The following is a 17,654-nucleotide window of genomic DNA, read 5'->3' on the forward strand; positions in this document are numbered from 1 at the left end:
GCCTTCCCGTTCCAGTCCGCTCTGGGTACCGGACGATGTACCGAACGATTTCTCGTCATGTTAACGCTATCCGGTCCGGGGGCGGCCGGTTGTCCACAGGCTGTGGGTTTCGCCACGCCGGCGCGGCGGCCTTGCGGCACGGGGATCCCGGTGCCCGGTGTCCTCGGGGCGCGGCATGATCCCCGGCATGAGCGATACGGCTGAGCAGCAGAGGCGGGCGCGGTACGAACGGCGGGTGGCCGCCGCCAGACAGGCGCGGCGCGTGCTGCGGCGCACCGGCTTCGACGGCACGATCCGGGAACGCCTGGACTGGCTGGCGCGGACGGCACCTGAGGTCTACGACCTCGACGAACGGGCCGACATGTACGGCGACCGGATCGTGGCCGCCCTGGAGGAGCGGGTCGCCGGTCTGCTCGGCGCGGAGGCCGCCGCCTTCTTCCCGACCGGCACGATGGCACAGCAGGTGGCCCTGCGGTGCTGGGCCGCCCGCACCGGCGACCCCACGGTCGCCCTGCACGGCCTCGCCCATCCCGAGGTGCATGAACGCAACGCGTTCAGCCAGGTCAGCGGATTGCGGCCGGTGCGGGTGACCAGCGAACCCCGGCTGCCCACGGCCGCCGAGATACGCGACTTCGAAGAGCCCTTCGGCGCGCTGATGCTGGAACTGCCCCTCAGGGACGCCGGTTACGTGCTGCCCACCTGGGAGGAGCTGAGCGACGTCGTCGAGGCCGCGCGGGAGCGCGACGCCGTGGTGCACTTCGACGGCGCGCGCCTGTGGGAGTCCACCGTGCACTTCGGCCGCCCCCTGGACGAGATCGCCGGACTCGCCGACACCGTCTACGTGTCGTTCTACAAGTCGCTCGGCGGCTTCGGCGGCGCCGCGCTGACCGGCCCGAAGACGCTGATCGAGGAGGCGAAGACCTGGCGGCACCGGTACGGCGGAATGGTCTTCCAGCAGTTCCCGACCGTCCTTGCGGCGCTCGCGGGACTCGGGGCGGAGCTGCCCCGGCTGCCCGGCTATGTGCGGCACGCGCGCGTGGTGGCCGCCGCGCTGCGCGAGGGGTTCGCCGAAGCCGGGGTGCCGTGGGCCCGCGTGCACCCCGGGCAGCCGCACACCCACGAGTTCCAGGTCTGGCTGCCGTACGCCCCCGACGTGGTGGCCGAGGCAGCGGTGCGGCAGGCGGAGGAGACCTCGGTCCTGCTGTTCGCGCAGGCCTGGGACCGCGGCGGACCGGACCTGGCGTTCACGGAGGTCACGGTCGCCGCGGCAGGCCTGGAGTGGACGGCGGACGACGTACGGGCCGCCGTGGCCGACTTCGTGACCCGCCTGCCCGCGCCGTGATCACAGCATGCGCGGGCGCAGCCACCGGCGCAGAGCGTGCTGTACACGCCCCCGCGCCGGGCGCTCGGCGATGACCGCGCTGAAGCGCCGGTACTCGCGCAGCTCGCGCGCCACCTGGAGGTCGTGACGGCCCGGCGCGGGCGGCTCGGGCTCGCCGAGCGCCAGCGCGCGGTGGCTGTCGAGGAGGTACTGCTGGGTGATGCTCATGGCGGATCGCCTTCTCGGGACGTGGCTGATCTGTGGCTGATCGGGCTCCGCGGCTGCCCCGGTGCCCTCAGCCTGGTCGAGTCCGGTGCGGATGTCCCGTGGATTGACGGCAGCCGTCAATCCACGGGGTCACTGTCAGTGGCCGGGTGCACGATGGAGGGCATGAGCGTGACCATCGACATCACCGGACTGCCACTGGAGCGGGTCTGCGTCGTGCCCTCTCCGCTGGCGGAGCTGGGGATGGCCCTGCACGCCCTCAGCGACCCCGGCCACCACCCCGGCCTCCAGGGCTGGGTGACCGCCGTCTCGGCCCGTCTGGACCCCTGCCTGGCCGACCGGCTGTGCGAGGCGGACTTCCTGTGGCGTACGACGTTCTCGGACGTCTTCGCCCCGTTCGCGGGCCTCCCCGGCGGCCGCGCGCTCCCCGGCGCCACGCTCGCCGAGGACCTGGACCAGCTGGACAAGCTGACGGACGAACAGTTCGTCGACGCCGCGCTGGAGTTCACCTGTCAGCTGCGCTACGAGGTCCAGGAGTCCTCCCTGCTGGACGACCCGGAGCTGCGCCGCCGCTCGCTGGAGCTGGCCGCCGCCCGCGGCGCCGTGCAGGAGCGCTTCACACGCCGGCTGCTGGAGGACCCGCCGGTCGTCCGCGCGTGGTTCCGGCAGCTGATGCTCGACTGCGACGAGGCCTTCTTCGCCGACACCTGGGCCCGCATCCAGCCCCAGCTCGCCGCCGACGCCCGGCACAAGACCGACCTGCTGCGCCGCAAGGGCCTCGGGGAAGCACTCGCGGCCCTTTCCGGGGCGATCTCGCTGGACGAGGAGGCCGCGCTCATCACGATCGACAAGCTGACGGTGGGCCGCGCCGCCACGGGCGACGGCGGGCTGGTCCTGGTGCCGACCAGCCTCGGCTGGCCGCACGTCCAGGTCCTGCGCCGGTACGGCTGGCAGCCCTCGATCACCTACCCGGCGAGCGGCTCCCGCCCGCAGGCACCCTCGGTCGAGCAGCTCACGCGCCGCCTGGAGGCGCTGGCCCACCCGGTGCGGATGCGGCTGTGCCGGTATCTCGCGCGGGCCCCGCACACCACAGGCGAACTGGCCGACGCGCACGGCATGTCGGCCCCCGAGATATCCAGGCACCTCGCGGTGCTGAAGAAGGCGGACCTGATCACCGACTGCCGCCGCGGCCGGTACGTCCAGCACCGGCTGGACCTGTCGGCGGTGGCCCGGCTGGGCAGCGACTTCATCGAGGGTGTCCTGCGCTGAACCGGCGATCGTACGGCGCTCGCCACGGCGCCCGTACGGCCCCCGTCAGCCGTGCCCGCCCGCGCGCACCAGGCCGGTCTCGTAGGCCAGCACCACGACCTGCACCCGGTCGCGCAGGCCGAGCTTGGTCAGGATGCGGCCCACGTGGGTCTTCACCGTCGCCTCGCTCAGCACCAGGCGGGCCGCGATCTCGCCGTTGGACATGCCCTGCGCGACCAGGACCATCACCTCCCGCTCCCGGTCGGTGAGCCGCTCCAGCTCCTTGTGCCGCGGCTCCTTGCCGCTGGCGGGCAGCATCGGCGCGAAGCGGTCCAGCAGCCGCCGGGTGGTGGAGGGCGCCACAACGGCGTCACCGCTGTGCACGGACCGGATCGCGGCCAGCAGCTCACCGGGCGGCACGTCCTTGAGCATGAACCCGGAGGCGCCCGCCTTCAGCCCGGAGAAGGCGTACTCGTCCAGGTCGAACGTGGTCAGGATCAGGACCTTCGGCGCGCCCGGCTCCGCGCAGATCCGCCGGGTGGTCTCCACCCCGTCCAGCTTCGGCATGCGGACGTCCATCAGGACGACGTCGACAGGGGTGGTGCGCAGCACCTGCAGGGCCTCGACGCCGTCACCCGCCTCCGCGACGACGTCCATGTCCGGCTGGGCGGCGAGCACCATCCGGAACCCGGTGCGCAGCAGCACCTGGTCGTCGACGAGCATCACGCGGATCGTCATCGGGTCTCTTTCCTTCGGGGCCGGCGGGACGGACGGGCCGGGGGGGCTTACAGGTGTCAATCGGGGCGCGTGAAGTCGTCAGTGCGCCGGTTTGAGCGGGAGCAGGACGCTGATGCGGAATCCTCCGCCCGGGCGCGGACCCGCGTCCAGGGTGCCGCCGACCATGCCGACCCGCTCGCGCATGCCGATGAGTCCGTGCCCCTGGCCGTCGGCGCCGCCCTCCTCGTACAGCTCGTGCGGGGCGCCCTTGCCGTCGTCCTCGACCAGCAGGCCGAGCCCGTCGTCGAAGTACACCAGCCGCACACTCGCGCCCGCGTCGGGCCCGCCGTGCTTACGGGTGTTGGTCAGCGCCTCCTGCACGATGCGGTAGGCGGTCAGCTCCACGCCGCTGGGCAGCGGGCGCGGGGTGCCCTCGACCTTGAAGTCGACCGGGAGCCCGGAGCTGCGGCACTGCTCGATCAGGTCGTCGATCTGCTCGACGTCGGGCTGCGGGACGTACTCCCCGCCCTCCTGGTGCTCCCCGGTGCGCAGGACACCCAGCAGGCGGCGCATCTCGGCGAGGGCCTGCCGGCCGGTGGAGGAGATCGTCTCCAGGGCCTTCTTGGCCTGGTCGGGAGCGGCGTCGAGGACGTAGGCGGCACCGTCGGCCTGCACCACCATCACCGACACGTTGTGCGCGACGACGTCGTGCAGCTCGCGCGCGATACGGGCGCGCTCGGCGGCGACCGCGACCTTCGCCTGCGCCTCGCGCTCCTTCTCCAGGCGGGCCGCGCGCTCCTCCAGCTGGGCGAAGTAGGCGCGCCGCGTGCGCATGGAGTCACCGAGCACCCAGGCGAGCGCGAAGGGCACCGTCTGGAAGATCGCGACGGCGACCTGCCCGATGAAGCTGGAGTGCCCGGCCGGCCAGCGGATCTGCGCGAGGGCCGCCGCGACGAGGCTCACGCTGAGCGCGAGCCGGGAGGCCCAGCGGGCGCCGAGGGCCGCGACCGTGTACGTGATCACCAGCATCGCGAAGTCCGCGACGGTGGTCTCGACGTTTAGGACCAGCTGGGCCAGTCCGGTCGCGCACGCGACCAGCAGCATCGGCTCCGGGAAACGGCGACGCAGCGCGACGACCGCGCACAGGACCGCGGACACGGCCATCCCCGCGGCGACCGACCCGTGGTGCCCCGACGCCCCGCTCAGATTGACCACGCTCACGCTCGACAGCCCGAACAGGACGACGGCCCAGAAGCTGTCGACCCAGGTCGGGTGCCGGCGGAGGAAGTCATAGAGGCGCTGCACGTAACCCAGAGTAGGGAAACGAGATGCGTGCAGGAGTCAACCGGAGGGCCGATCCGGGCCCGGCGCGCATACTCCGCAAGGTGGAGGAAGTGATCATCTGTGCGCCTAGTCTGTTGCGGTGACGGATGAGACGGCGCGGGAAGCGGAACCGGCCCCCGGCGACGGAGACGGCGGCGGCCCTGGCCGCCGGGACCGCCGGCGCGACCGGCACGGCTGGCGTGCGGCGACCGAGGAGGCGCTGTACGGGCCCGGCGGCTTCTACCGGCGCCCGGAAGGCCCGGCCGGCCATTTCCGTACGTCCGTGCACGCCTCCCCGCTGTTCGCGCGGGCCGTGGCCCGGCTGCTGTGCCGGGTGGACGAGGCACTGGGGCGCCCCGCGGTGCTGGACTTCGTCGACATGGGAGCGGGGCGGGGCGAGCTGGTCGCCGGGGTGCTCGCCGCCCTGCCCGCCGAGGTGGCGGCACGCACGCGTGGGTACGCCGTCGAACTGGCCGAGCGCCCGGCCGGCCTGGACGCGCGCATCACCTGGCTGGCCGCGCCCCCGGCCGCCGTCACCGGGCTGCTGTTCGCCAACGAGTGGCTGGACAACGTGCCCGTGGACGTCGCCGAGGTCGACTCCGCGGGCGTCGCCCGGCTGGTGCTCGTCGAGCGGGACGGCACCGAGCGGCTCGGGGAACCCGTGACCGGCGCGGAGGCGGACTGGCTCACCCGCTGGTGGCCGCTGCCCGCCGAGGAGGGACTGCGCGCGGAGATCGGGCTGCCCCGGGATCTGGCCTGGGCCTCCGCGGTGGACCGGGTGGTGCGCGGGCTCGCGGTGGCCGTGGACTACGCGCACACCATCGGCACACGCCCCCCGTTCGGGACACTCACCGGCTTCCGGGAGGGGCGTGAGACGGCGCCCGTGCCGGACGGATCGTGCGACATCACGGCGCACGTCGCGCTGGACGCGTGCGCGGCAGCGGGCACCTCGCACCCGCCCGGCGCCACGGCGCGCACATCCCGGAACACGCCGTGCGAGCCCCCCAGAACGGCGCGCACGCCCACCACAGCGGCGCACGCAGCCCAAAGCACCACACCCACGCCCCCCGACGTACCTTCCGCACCCTCCGCACCCCACACGCTCCCGCTCACGGCGCGTACACCCCATGGAACGGCGCAGGAGCCCTCCAACACGGCGCGTGCGCTACCCACCGCGCGCCTCTTCACGCAGCGAGCCGCCCTACGCGCCCTCGAGATCACCGGCGCACGCCCCCCGCTCGCGCTGGCCTCCACGGACCCCTCCGCCTACGTGCGCGCCCTCGCGAACGCGGGAGAGGCCGGCGAACTCACCGCCCCGGGCGGCCTCGGCGACTTCGGCTGGCTGGTCCAGCCGGTCGGCATCCCGGACCCGCTGGAACCGACCCCTTGAGCCCGCCGCTCGGGCTTCCTGCCGAGCCGCGCGGGCCGCTTGGGTCATGCAGGCCGCTTGGGTCACGCAGGCCGCCCGTCGCTACTTGTCGATGTCGCCGACCACGAAGAACATCGACCCGAGGATCGCCACCATGTCCGCCACCAGCGTGCCCGGCAGCAGCTCGGTCAGCGCCTGGATGTTGTTGTAGGACGCCGAGCGCAGCTTCAGCCGGTACGGCGTCTTCTCGCCCTTGCTGACCAGGTAGTAGCCGTTGATGCCGAGAGGGTTCTCGGTCCACGCGTACGTGTGCCCCTCGGGCGCCTTCAGCACCTTCGGCAGCCGCTGGTTGATCGGCCCGGGCGGCAGTTCGGCGAGCCGGTCCAGACAGGCGTCGGCGAGGTCGAGCGCGTTGTGGGTCTGCTCCAGGAGCACCTCGAAGCGGGCGAGGCAGTCGCCCTCGCTGCGGGTGGCGACCTTCAGCGTGTCCTGCAGATCGCCGTACGCCAGGTACGGCTCGTCGCGGCGCAGGTCGAAGTCGACGCCCGAGGCGCGCGCGATGGGCCCGCTCACTCCATAGGCGTGCACGGTCTCCGGCGTCATCGCGCCCACCGCGCGCGTGCGGCCGCGGAAGATCTCGTTGCCGAGCACCAGGTCGTCGAAGACGTCCATGCGCGAGCGCACGGCGGCGACGGCGGCACGCGCGCGCGTGGCCCAGCCGGCCGGCAGGTCCTCCTTGAGGCCGCCGACGCGGTTGAACATGTAGTGCATGCGCCCGCCGGAGACCTCCTCCATCACGTTCTGGAGCACCTCGCGCTCGCGGAACGCGTAGAACACCGGCGTGATGCCGCCCAGCTCCAGCGGGTAGGAGCCGAGGAACATCAGATGGTTCAGCACCCGGTTCAGCTCGGCGAGCAGCGTGCGCGTCCACACCGCGCGCGCGGGCACCTCCATGCCGAGCATCCGCTCCACGGCGAGGACCACACCCAGCTCGTTCGAGAACGCCGACAGCCAGTCGTGGCGGTTGGCGAGCACGATGATCTGGCGGTAGTCGCGCGCCTCGAAGAGCTTCTCGGCACCGCGGTGCATATAGCCGATCACCGGCTCCGCGTGCACGATGCGCTCCCCGTCCAGCACGAGCCTGAGCCGCAGCACGCCGTGCGTGGACGGGTGCTGGGGGCCGATGTTGAGCACCATGTCGGTGCTCTCCGCGGCGCCGCCGATCCCGACCGTGGTCTGGGTCGTAGGAGTCATGGCCCCAGTTTCCCCTACGTACGCTGGCTCCATGGAAACGGGGAGCCCGCGCGATGCGGGAACGGCGGGGACGGCGGGGATACCAGGGGACGAGCCCGTGTGGCGTGCGCTGCCGCCGGGGCTGCTGCGGATGCGCCGGCTACTGCTCGTGCTGTGGACGGCGGTGCTCGCACTCGCCGCGGGCCTGCTGCCCGGCCTGCTCGCGGGGCCCGCGTGGGCCGCCTTCGCGCTGCTGCCCCTGGCGGCCGCCGCGTGGTGCTGGTGGCTGCTGGGGCGCAACTGGCGCTCGTGGCGGTACGCGGAGCGCGCCGACGACCTGCTGATCAGCCGCGGTGTTCTGTGGCGCGAGGAAACGGTGGTGCCCTACGGGCGGATGCAGCTGGTGGAGGTCACCTCCGGTCCGGTGGAGCGGCGCTTCGGGCTGGCCACCGTGCAGTTGCACACGGCGGCCGCCGCCACCGACGCGACCATCCCCGGCCTCGACCCGGCCGAGGCGGAACGGCTGCGCGACCGGCTCACCGAGCTGGGCGAGGCGCGATCGGCGGGCCTGTGACGACCCCGGACCACGGCGACGGCATAGCGGCCACGAACGCCGCAGACGCCGCCCGCGCCGCAGCAGACGCCACAGAGCCCACAGACCCCGCAGACGCCGATGGGGTCATGGGTGCCGAGGGGCGCGTCCCCGTGACCGAGCGCCGGCTGCACCCGGTCACGCCCTTCCGCCGGGCGTGGGCGCCGGTGGCCGTACTCGTCGGCTGGGCGGCGCACGACCCGAACGGCGCGCAGGAGCAACTGGCGCGGCTGACCGACACCATGCTCCTGCTGGGGCTCGCGGTCCTGGTGCCGACGGCAGGCCTGTACGGCTTCCTGTCCTGGTGGTGCACGCACTTCGCGGTCACCGACTCCGAACTGCGCATCCGTACCGGCCTGTTGTTCCGGCGCACCGCGCACATCCGGCTGGAGCGCATCCAGGCCGTGGACGTCTCCCGTCCCCTCCTCGCGCGCGTGGCGGGCGTCGCCAAGCTGCGGATCGACGTCGTCGGCGCCGACAAGAAGGACGAACTGGCCTTCCTCGGCGAACAGGAGGCGCGCGCCCTGCGCGCGGAGCTGCTCGCGCGCGCGGCGGGCTTCGCACCCGAGACAGCGCATGAAGTCGGCGAGGCACCGGCGCTCGAGCTACTGCGCGTACCCCCTCGCGCGCTCGCGCTGTCCCTGGCGCTGACGGCCGCCCCCTGGGGCTCGCTGTGTGCCGCACTCGTCGTACCGGGCGTGCTGTGGCTCACCACCCACAACCTGTGGACCGTCCTCGCGACCGCCCTGCCGCTGCTGGGCGGGGCCGGCGCGAGCAGCGTGCGCCGGTTCGTCGCCGAGTTCGACTGGAAGGTGGGCGAGTCCCCGGACGGGCTGCGCATCGACCACGGGCTGCTCGACCGTACGCACGAGACGGTGCCGCCCGGCCGGGTGCAGACCGTGCGGATCGTGGAGCCGCTGCTGTGGCGGCGGCTCGGCTGGGTGCGGGTGGAACTGCAGGTGGCCGGGTCCGCCAACTCGGTGCTGATACCCGTCGCCCCGCGCGCGGTCGCCGAGTCGGTCGTCGCGCGCGTGCTGCCGGGTGTGACGGTGCCTCAGGAGTTGTCGCGGGCGCCTCGGCGGGCCCGGTGGTGCGTACCGGTGTGGTGGCGCGGCCACCACCTCGCGGTCACCGGCACGGTGTTCGCCGCCCGGCACGGTCTGCTGCGCCGCAGTCTCTCGCTGGTGCCGCACGCCAAGGTGCAGAGCGTACGGCTCACCCAGGGGCCCTGGCAGCGCCTCTGGCGGCTCGCCGACGTCCATGTGGACAACGGGGCCGGAAAGTCCGTGACGGCCCGCCTGCGGGACGCCGAGGACGCCGTACGGCTCCTGCACGACCAGGCCGAGAGGTCCCGCACCGGCCGCCGGGACGCCCGCCCGGACCGCTGGATGACGTAGAGCCCGGCTGGATGACGCAGGGCCCGGCTCCCCTCGGGGAAACCGGGCCCGCCGTGTTGCGGCAGCAGAGCGTCAGGAAGCCGCGGTGCGCAGCCCCTGGACGTCGATCTGCTCGGTCTCGTCGTGCGCGGTGAGGTCGATGACCTGGCCGCCCCGGGGCGACTGCGCGTCGGCGCGCTTGAACTCGGCCTCGGCCTCGGCCTTGTGCACGGCGAGGGCCTCGGGGCCGACGACATCGGCGAGGTCCTCGTTCTGCACGGAGTCCAGCCCGGCCCTGGTCGCCGCCTTCTGGGTGCCGAAGAAGTCGAAGCTGCCCTCGACCGTCGGGCGCCGCGCGGGCGCGGCGGGTACGACGGCCACCGCGGTCGGCACCGTGAAGTGCCCGGCGCGCGGCTGCACCACCGGCTGGGCGGGCTCGGCGGGTGCGGCCGGGGCGACGGCCTCGCTCCGGGCGGCCCCGGCGTCCTCGGCCGCAGCGGCCGCCGCTTCGCCGGGCACGCCGGCCGTCACACCGTCGGCCACGCCTTCCCCGGCGCCCACTGCGGCCCCGGCGTCGACGGATTGCCCGGCGTGTTCTCCTTTGGCAACAGAACCGGCCTCGCCCTCGACGGCCGTACGGGCATCGGTCTCGTCCTCGACGGCGGAGTCCTCGTCGGAGCCGTCCGCGCCGGTCCGGCCCCGCTCCTCGGCCGCGGAAGCCTCAGCCTCGGCACCCGTGGCCGCCAAAGCCGCCTCGGCCTCCGGAGCCACGTCCCCGGCGGCCTCCACAGCAGACGTCACCGGCTCGGACTCGGACTCGGACTCGGCCGGAGTTTCCTGGACGAACCGGGCCAGAGCCGTCAGAGCGCGCCGGTACAGCCAAGCGCCCTCGGACGAGAACACCGCGTGCGCCGACGGCTCGTCCCCGTCGGCAGCCCCGGCCTCGACCGCTCCGACCGCGCCGACGGCCCCGGCCGCCTCGCCCGCTTCCCCGGCCTCGGCCCGCTCCCGCTCCGGCTCGGCGCTCCGCGCGGGCGGCAGCGCGGGTGCGGAGGAGGGTTCGGCCGCCTCGATCTCCAGCAGCCGGCGGCCCTCCAGAGCGCTGGCGCGCTCGGTCTCCGCCGTGGCGTACCGGCGCAGCAGCGCCGCGTGTTCGTTGCGCAGGCCCGCCAGCTCGGCGCGCTTGGCCCGCAGCCGCTGCTCCAGCTTCGCGCGCAGCTCGCGCGACTCCTCGAGGTCGGTCTCCAGTTCGGCGACCCGCTCCTCGTTGCGCCACTCGTCGCTGGCACGCGCGCGTGTGAGTTCGGCGACCTGCTTGCCCGCCTGGATGTCCCAGCGGCGCATCACCACCGCGCCGACGACTGCCGTCGCCGCCGCGGCCGCGGCCAGGGCGCGCAACACCGTGGCCCCGGAGAACGCCCAGGGACCCAGCGCGCAGGCGATGGACACGCCGGCGATCGCCGAGGGAGGCAACAGCCGGTGCAAGGGTGGGGAATGGCGGTGGCGTCCACGTGGCATGGCCAGAAACTTACCGCGCGTAGGCGAATCGTGGGCCCTCGCCCCGTAAAAACACGGCCACACCGTGGGCTTCACAAGGCATCAGGCACACAGGCCTCAGTGCGAGACGAGCCGTGAGCTGAGCCACTGGAGCGCGCTCGGGATCTCCCGCTTCCACGTGTTGAAGTTGTGTCCGCCGCTCGGCAGGATTATCGAGGAGACCCTGGTCACGTTCGTGTCCTGCACGGCCTGGATGAACTTGAGCGTGTCCTTGTAGTTGTGCTCGCCGACCTTGCTGCTCGTGACCAGCAGCGAGGTCTCCGGCGCCGGCAGGTGCTGGATCGCCCAGAAGAGGTTGGCACGATTCTGCAGGTTCTTGTTGCCGTGGAAGAGGTCGCCGGTGGTGGGGTCGATCGGCGCCTTGTAGTACGGCGACAGGCCGGCGGCGGCCGCGTACGAACCCGGGTGGTGCATGGCGATCTTCAGCGCGCAGTAGCCGCCGGTCGAATCGCCCATGATGCCCCAGCTGGCGGGCGTCTTGTCGACCCGGTAGTGGGCCATCACCGAGTCGCGCAGGTCCTTGCCGAAGAACGTCTCCGTCTGCGGTCCGCCGGGCACGTCCACGCACTCGGTGTCCCGCGGGGGCGCCACGGACGGCCGCAGCATCACCAGGATCATCGGCTGCATCTTGCCGTCCTTGGCCAGCCGCTGCGCCGTGCTCGGGTAGTTCAGCTTGTCCACCAGTGCCTGCGCCGTGCCGGGGTAGCCCGTCAGGACGACGCCCACCGGGAACTTGCGCGTACGGTTCTGCGGCTGGAAGTACTCCGGCGGCAGGTACACGAACGCCGGCGCGGCGATGTGCGTCGTACGGCCGACTATGTCCACCTTCTGGATCTGCCCCGCCACCTGCGGCAGCCCGCTGCTCACGCCCACGACCCGGGACGTGGAGACCACCTGGATCGGGCTGTTGGCGCCCGACGCCGTGTGATCGACCACGACTCCCTGCCCGGTCTCCGTACCGAACAGGTCCGACCAGCTCGCGTAGAAACCGAAAGCCTGGTTGGCGGCGAGGCCGAAGGAGGCGAAGATCGCCAGCTGGGTGGCCAGCAGAATGCCGACACGGCCGCTGACGGCCCGCCAGCTCTGCCGTGCCAGCCGTGGCCAAAGCCACACCGTGGCGCCGAAGAGCACGACGGCGAAGAGAACCGCCAGCACCAGCACTTTATTGCTCGTGAGACCCATGGGCTGTTTCCTGCCTGCGCTTTCCGCCCGATTCCACCCACGCTTCGTTGCGAAGGCTTGCCCGGGGCTTTCCTTTGCCTTTGACCCGACTTTCCGGTGGCGAGTGAACCTCACTCCCCAGGACACCGTCCTAGAGGGCGCAATGTCGCCGGATGCCCTGATCGGGCCCGGGTTCAAGGTCTCTCGCAGAACTACGGGATGCGATGTCTGTCAGGATAGATGGGGAAATGTCGGGCGAGGTTCCGAGCCGATCAAGCCGGGCGCGGCGCATACTGCGCGGTCCGCGCCCCGAGGCCGTTCCCACCCTGGTCAGCAGGGCGGCCGCGATCGTGGGCGCCCTGGACATTGCCGCGGGCGTGTTCCCGCGCTTCCGTCACAGCCGTATGCACGCGATCGCCGAGGTGCTGCCCGGCTCGTTCGGGCCCTTCGCGGCGGCGCTCTCGCTCAGCGTAGGCGTACTGCTGCTACTTCTCGCACACGGGCTCAGGCGGCGCAAGCGCCGGGCGTGGCGGGCCGCGGTCGCGCTGCTGCCGGCGGGTGCCGTGGCGCAGTTCGCCTACCGTCATTCGATCGCCGGCGTACTGATCGCGGTCGCCCTGCTCGTACCGCTGCTGCGGCACAGGAACGAGTTCGCGGCGCTGCCGGACCCGCGCAGCAGGTGGCGAGCTCTTACCAACTTCGTACTCATGAGCGCGGGCTCCCTGGCCCTCGGACTCGTGATCGTCAGCGTTCACCCGCACCGGACGATCGGCGACCCGAGCCTGGCCGACCGGCTGACGCACGTCGTCTACGGCCTGTTCGGCTTCGAGGGCCCCGTCGACTACTCGGGCAACACTTCCTGGACCGTCGCCTTCTCCCTCGGCGCGCTCGGCTGGATCACCGCGGTCACCACGATCTACCTGGCCTTCCGCCCGGAACACCCGGCCGCACGCCTCACCGAGGCCGACGAGGCCCAGCTGCGGGCCCTGCTGGAGAAGCACGGCCGGCGCGACTCCCTCGGCCACTTCGCGCTGCGCCGTGACAAGGCGGTCGTCTTCTCGCCCAGCGGCAAGGCGGCGGTCACTTACCGCGTCGTCTCCGGCGTGATGCTCGCCAGCGGCGACCCCATCGGTGACGTCGAGGCCTGGCCCGGCGCCATCGAGCGCTTCATGGACGAGGCCAAGGCCCACTCGTGGACCCCGGCCGTGGTGGGCTGCTCGGAGACGGGCGGCGAGGTGTGGACCCGCGAGACCGGCCTGGACGCCCTGGAGCTGGGCGACGAGGCGGTGGTGGACGTCGCGGATTTCTCGCTCGCCGGACGCGCGATGCGCAACGTGCGACAAATGGTCAAGCGCATCGAGCGGGCCGGCTACGAAACCCGGGTACGGCGTATCCGTGACCTCAGCGACGGAGAACTGGAACGCATCCGGCGGGCGGCCGACGACTGGCGCGGCACCGACACCGAGCGCGGGTTCTCCATGGCGCTCGGCCGGGTCGGCGACCCGGCCGACGGCGACTGCCTGATCGCCACCGCCCACAAGCAGGACGACACCCCTGGCGAGTACGGCGACCTGAAGGCGATCCTGCACTTCGTGCCCTGGGGCGAGGACGGTGCCTCCCTGGACCTGATGCGCCGCGACCGCTCCGCGGACCCGGGCATGAACGAGCTGCTGATCGTCGCCGCCCTGCAGGCCGCGCCGAAGTTCGGCATCAGCCGGGTCTCGCTGAACTTCGCGATGTTCCGCTCCGCCCTCGCGCGCGGGGAGAAGATCGGCGCCGGTCCGGTGCTGCGCGCCTGGCGCGGGCTGCTGGTGTTCCTCTCGCGCTGGTTCCAGATCGAGTCGCTGTACAAGTTCAACGCCAAGTTCCAGCCGCGCTGGGAACCGCGGTTCATGGTCTACCGCGCCTCCAGCGACCTGCCCCGCATCGGCTTCGCCGTCATGCAGGCGGAGGGGTTCGTCACCCTCGCCCTGCCGCTCCCGCGCTTCCTGCGCCGGCGCAGGGCCACCGCCGAGCGCCCCTGCGCGCACGCGGTGGCGGAACGGGACGTGCGCGCGGCCTGAGCACCGCGTGACGCCACGGGACCGGGCGGCGTGACCCAGGACCGGCCCGGGCGGAAGCCTCACCCCCTCCAGCACGGGTGCTTCCGCCCGGGCCGCCGCGCGTTCGGGCGCCTTCCTGGGCCTACGCTGAACGTATGAACAACCTCAGCGGGCGCGGCCTGGTGGCGGGCCTTCCGGCATGGGACCGGTGCGCGGTCATGGGCGTCGTCAATGTGACCCCCGACTCCTTCTCCGACGGCGGCCGCTGGTTCGACACGACGGTCGCCGTCAAACACGGCCTGGATCTCGTCTCCGAGGGTGCGGACCTGGTCGACGTCGGCGGCGAGTCCACCCGGCCGGGCGCCACGCGCGTGGACGAGGCCGAGGAACTCAGGCGCGTCATCCCGGTCGTGCGCGGTCTCGCCTCCGAAGGCGTCGTCGTCTCCGTCGACACGATGCGTGCCTCCGTCGCCGAACAGTCCCTCGCGGCCGGTGCCGCCCTGGTCAACGACGTCAGCGGCGGCCTCGCCGACCCCGCGATGATCCCGGTGGTCGCCGCCGCGGGCGCCCCGTTCGTCGTCATGCACTGGCGCGGCTTCCTCGAGGGCGGCAACGTCAAGGGCGTCTACGCGGACGTCGTCGCCGAAGTCGTGGACGAGCTGCACGCGCGCGTGGAGGCCGTTCTGGCGGGCGGCGTCGCCCCCGACCGCATCGTCGTCGACCCCGGTCTCGGCTTCTCCAAGGAGGCCGAGCACGACCTCACCCTCCTCGCGCATCTCGACCGTCTGCACGCCCTCGGCCACCCTCTGCTCGTGGCCGCCTCCCGCAAGCGGTTCCTCGGCCGGGTGCTGGCCGGTCCGCAGGGCGCGCCCCCGCCGGCCAGGGAGCGCGACGCCGCCACGGCCGCCGTCTCCGCGATCGCGGCGCACTCCGGCGCGTGGGCGGTGCGCGTGCACGAGGTCCGTGCCACCGCGGACGCGGTGCGGGTCGCACGGGCCGTCGAGGAGGCGCGCGAGGCGGGATCAGGGCCGGGCGCGGGCGGCGAGCGAGGGGCGCAGGGGGCGGGATGCACGCGTGGCGTTGAGGGTGACCGCGGGGCGCGCGATCCCGGGCGTGCGCTCGGTGCCGACGGTGAGCGCGGGGCGGAAGGAGACCGGTGAGCGCCCCCCATACCGACGTCGAGCAGGTGGAGGCCGCCAACACCGCCTTCTACGAGGCGATGGAGCGCGGCGACTTCGAGGAGCTGTCCTCGCTCTGGCTCACCCCGGCCGACCTGGGCGTGGACGAGGAGTACCACGATCCGGCGGACACCGGCGTGGTCTCCTGTGTGCACCCCGGCTGGCCGGTGCTCACCGGCCGCGGCGAGGTCCTCAGGTCGTACGCCCTGATCATGGCCAACACCGACTACATCCAGTTCTTCCTCACCGACGTGCACGTCTCCGTCACCGGCGACACCGCGCTCGTGACCTGCACCGAGAACATCCTCAGCGGCGGCCCGGCGCCGGCGGACGGCGCGGAGCTGGGTCCGCTGGTCGGCCAGCTCGTCGTCGCCACGAACGTGTTCCGGCGCACGCCCTCCGGCTGGAAACTGTGGTCGCACCATGCCTCCCCCGTCATGGCGGAGAGCGAGGACGAGGAGGACGACGAGCCCGGTGCAAACGGCGTGAATCCGGACGACGGTCCCCTCACCTGAATGGGTACTCGCCCCACAAGGACGAAGAAGTGGTTGGAATCACCTACCCCGGGGTATGAGCCGCTTCCACCCCATGGCGCGGCCGGGTTTCCCGGGGGAAACACAAGATGAACCCTCGTGGTAACCGCCGGGGCCCGCGGCCCCGTGACCCGGCTGTGTCGGTGCCCGCAGGTAGATTCGTCTGAAGCCGGTGTGCCGCCCGCACGTGGTACGGGCCGGTCATTCCCGACGATTGCAGGAGTGATTCGCGTGGATCGTGTCGCGCTGCGCGGCCTCAAGGCCCGCGGGCACCACGGTGTCTTCCCCAAGGAGCGCGAGGAGGGCCAGACCTTCATCGTGGACCTCGTCCTCGGGCTGGACACCCGGGCGGCCGCGGCTGACGACGACCTGACGAAGACCGCGCACTACGGCATCGTGGCCGAGGAGGTCGTGGCCGTGGTGGAGGGCGAGCCGGTGAACCTCATCGAGACGCTCGCCGAGCGGATCGCGCAGACCTGCCTGAAGCACGAAGGGGTCCAGCAGGTCGAGGTGTGCGTCCACAAGCCGGACGCGCCGATCACCGTCCCCTTCGACGACGTGACCGTCACCATCACCCGGAGCCGAGTATGACCCGACCTTTCCTTCAGGGTCACAGCGACCCGACCGTCCAGCCGGTGCCCGCCTCGGTCGTCGAGCAGGTCGACGCCGCCGACACGACCCTGCAGAACCCCAAATGGGCCGTGATCTCCATCGGCGCGAACCTGGGCAATCGCCTGGAGACCCTCCAGGGCGCCGTCGACGCGCTGGAGGACACGCCGGGAGTGCGCGTGAAAGCGGTCTCCCCCGTCTACGAGACCGAGCCGTGGGGCGTCGAGCCCGGCAGCCAGCCGGCGTACTTCAACGCCGTCGTGGCCCTGAAGACCACGCTGCCCCCCGACTCCCTGCTGGAGCGCGCGCACGCCATCGAGGAGGCCTTCAACCGGGTCCGCGACGAGCGCTGGGGCCCGCGCACCCTGGACGTCGACATCGTCGCGTACGCCGACGTCACCTCCGACGACCCGCATCTCACACTGCCCCACCCGCGCGCCCACGAGCGTGCCTTCGTGCTCGCGCCCTGGCACGACGTCGATCCGCAGGCCCAGCTGCCCGGCCGCGGCACGGTGGCCGATCTGCTGTCGGCGCTCACCCGTGCGGGCGTGGAACCCCGCAAGGACCTGGAACTCCGACTGCCCGAGTAGTCGTTAAGGTCTAGACGGCAAGGTCGGAACGACCACGGTCCGGGCCGGTCCGGGGGAGCTGAAGGGACACCGTGAGAGAGCTGCGCATCAGGGTGCTGGCCGGCGTGTTCGTCGTGGCCGGAGTCCTGTCCTGGGCGGGTGCCCGCCTCTGGAACTCGATCGGGACCCTGCCCAGCGTCCCCCTGGCCGCCCCCGTCGTGCTGGCCCTGATCGCCGGGGTCCTGCTCTCGACGGCGCTCTCGCTGCGCGCCCGGCTGAAGGCCCAGCGCGAGCGCCGCCCGGGCGCCAAGGGCGTCGACCCGCTGATGGCCGCGCGCGCGGTCGTCTTCGGGCAGGCCAGCGCCCTGGTCGCCGCCCTCGTCGCCGGTATGTACGGCGGCACGGGTGTCTTCCTGCTGGAGCTTCTCGACATCCCGGCCCGCCGCGACCAGGCCCTCTACGCCGGCTTCTCGGTCGTGGCGGGCGTCGCGGTGATAGCGGCCGCCCTGTTCCTGGAGCGCGTGTGCAAGCTCCCGGAGGACGAGGACCAGAACCACCCGGGAGCGGAACCGGCGGGATGAGCGCGGTGCCGCTCCGCCCG

General features: G+C 72.7%; 17 protein-coding genes. 11 read left to right on the forward strand and 6 right to left on the reverse strand.

Features of this window, described 5'->3' with window-relative positions; translation table 11 throughout:
• Nucleotides 1-187: 187 nt before the first annotated feature.
• A complete protein-coding gene (locus tag A6P39_RS19895; protein WP_079133421.1) occupies nt 188-1,342 on the forward strand; it encodes a threonine aldolase family protein in 1,155 nt (384 codons plus the stop codon).
• Here A6P39_RS19895 and A6P39_RS19900 read toward each other — a convergent pair whose 3' ends face one another.
• Nucleotides 1,343-1,549: a hypothetical protein gene (locus tag A6P39_RS19900; protein ID WP_067046553.1), complete on the reverse strand. Its 207-nt coding sequence runs from the start codon at nt 1,547-1,549 to the stop codon at nt 1,343-1,345. It lies immediately after the preceding gene.
• Between the two features lie 162 nt (nt 1,550-1,711).
• Here A6P39_RS19900 and A6P39_RS19905 point away from each other — a divergent pair, with 162 nt between their 5' ends.
• Entirely contained in the window at nt 1,712-2,815 is a 1,104-nt protein-coding gene (locus A6P39_RS19905; protein WP_067046554.1) for a DUF5937 family protein, read from the forward strand.
• Nucleotides 2,816-2,860: 45 nt separating this feature from the next.
• Here A6P39_RS19905 and A6P39_RS19910 read toward each other — a convergent pair whose 3' ends face one another.
• On the reverse strand, nt 2,861-3,532 hold the full coding sequence (locus tag A6P39_RS19910; RefSeq protein WP_067046555.1) for a response regulator: 672 nt from the start codon (nt 3,530-3,532) through the stop codon (nt 2,861-2,863).
• Nucleotides 3,533-3,610: 78 nt separating this feature from the next.
• Complete coding sequence (locus A6P39_RS19915; protein WP_067046556.1) at nt 3,611-4,816, reverse strand: sensor histidine kinase; 1,206 nt, start codon at nt 4,814-4,816, stop codon at nt 3,611-3,613.
• Between the two features lie 118 nt (nt 4,817-4,934).
• Between A6P39_RS19915 and A6P39_RS19920 the strand changes: the two genes are divergently transcribed.
• Nucleotides 4,935-6,224, forward strand: a complete 1,290-nt coding sequence (locus A6P39_RS19920) for an SAM-dependent methyltransferase (protein WP_443052895.1) — start codon at nt 4,935-4,937, stop codon at nt 6,222-6,224.
• Between the two features lie 81 nt (nt 6,225-6,305).
• On the opposite strand, the gene A6P39_RS19925 is transcribed toward A6P39_RS19920, so the two are convergent.
• A complete protein-coding gene (locus tag A6P39_RS19925; RefSeq protein ID WP_067046563.1) occupies nt 6,306-7,457 on the reverse strand; it encodes an NADH-quinone oxidoreductase subunit D in 1,152 nt (383 codons plus the stop codon).
• A 31-nt stretch (nt 7,458-7,488) separates the two neighbouring features.
• Between A6P39_RS19925 and A6P39_RS19930 the strand changes: the two genes are divergently transcribed.
• Nucleotides 7,489-8,010, forward strand: a complete 522-nt coding sequence (locus tag A6P39_RS19930; protein ID WP_067046566.1) for a PH domain-containing protein — start codon at nt 7,489-7,491, stop codon at nt 8,008-8,010.
• A 107-nt stretch (nt 8,011-8,117) separates the two neighbouring features.
• Entirely contained in the window at nt 8,118-9,425 is a 1,308-nt protein-coding gene (locus A6P39_RS19935) for a PH domain-containing protein (RefSeq protein WP_067046568.1), read from the forward strand.
• 72 nt (nt 9,426-9,497) lie between these two features.
• Here A6P39_RS19935 and A6P39_RS19940 read toward each other — a convergent pair whose 3' ends face one another.
• Nucleotides 9,498-10,922, reverse strand: a complete 1,425-nt coding sequence (locus A6P39_RS19940; RefSeq protein WP_199840816.1) for a hypothetical protein — start codon at nt 10,920-10,922, stop codon at nt 9,498-9,500.
• Nucleotides 10,923-11,018: 96 nt separating this feature from the next.
• Nucleotides 11,019-12,143: an alpha/beta hydrolase gene (locus A6P39_RS19945; protein WP_067046571.1), complete on the reverse strand. Its 1,125-nt coding sequence runs from the start codon at nt 12,141-12,143 to the stop codon at nt 11,019-11,021.
• 227 nt (nt 12,144-12,370) lie between these two features.
• Here A6P39_RS19945 and A6P39_RS19950 point away from each other — a divergent pair, with 227 nt between their 5' ends.
• The 6 genes from A6P39_RS19950 (at nt 12,371) to A6P39_RS19975 (ending at nt 17,634) form a co-directional block, all read left to right on the forward strand.
• Nucleotides 12,371-14,185, forward strand: a complete 1,815-nt coding sequence (locus tag A6P39_RS19950; RefSeq protein ID WP_067046574.1) for a phosphatidylglycerol lysyltransferase domain-containing protein — start codon at nt 12,371-12,373, stop codon at nt 14,183-14,185.
• A 134-nt stretch (nt 14,186-14,319) separates the two neighbouring features.
• Nucleotides 14,320-15,324 carry a dihydropteroate synthase gene (folP, locus tag A6P39_RS19955; RefSeq protein ID WP_234378934.1) on the forward strand — a complete coding sequence of 335 codons (1,005 nt, stop codon included), beginning with the start codon at nt 14,320-14,322 and terminating at the stop codon, nt 15,322-15,324.
• Nucleotides 15,321-15,857 carry a nuclear transport factor 2 family protein gene (locus A6P39_RS19960; protein ID WP_067046576.1) on the forward strand — a complete coding sequence of 179 codons (537 nt, stop codon included), beginning with the start codon at nt 15,321-15,323 and terminating at the stop codon, nt 15,855-15,857. Before folP ends, A6P39_RS19960 begins: the two co-directional genes overlap by 4 nt.
• A gap of 249 nt (nt 15,858-16,106) precedes the next feature.
• Complete coding sequence (folB, locus tag A6P39_RS19965; RefSeq protein ID WP_067046581.1) at nt 16,107-16,466, forward strand: dihydroneopterin aldolase; 360 nt, start codon at nt 16,107-16,109, stop codon at nt 16,464-16,466.
• A complete protein-coding gene (folK, locus tag A6P39_RS19970) occupies nt 16,463-17,074 on the forward strand; it encodes a 2-amino-4-hydroxy-6-hydroxymethyldihydropteridine diphosphokinase (protein ID WP_067046584.1) in 612 nt (203 codons plus the stop codon). Before folB ends, folK begins: the two co-directional genes overlap by 4 nt.
• A gap of 71 nt (nt 17,075-17,145) precedes the next feature.
• Nucleotides 17,146-17,634 carry a DUF3180 domain-containing protein gene (locus tag A6P39_RS19975; protein WP_067046586.1) on the forward strand — a complete coding sequence of 163 codons (489 nt, stop codon included), beginning with the start codon at nt 17,146-17,148 and terminating at the stop codon, nt 17,632-17,634.
• Nucleotides 17,635-17,654: the final 20 nt, after the last annotated feature.

Origin of the sequence: Streptomyces sp. FXJ1.172 (assembly GCF_001636945.3) — a bacterium.
Classification (GTDB): domain Bacteria; phylum Actinomycetota; class Actinomycetes; order Streptomycetales; family Streptomycetaceae; genus Streptomyces.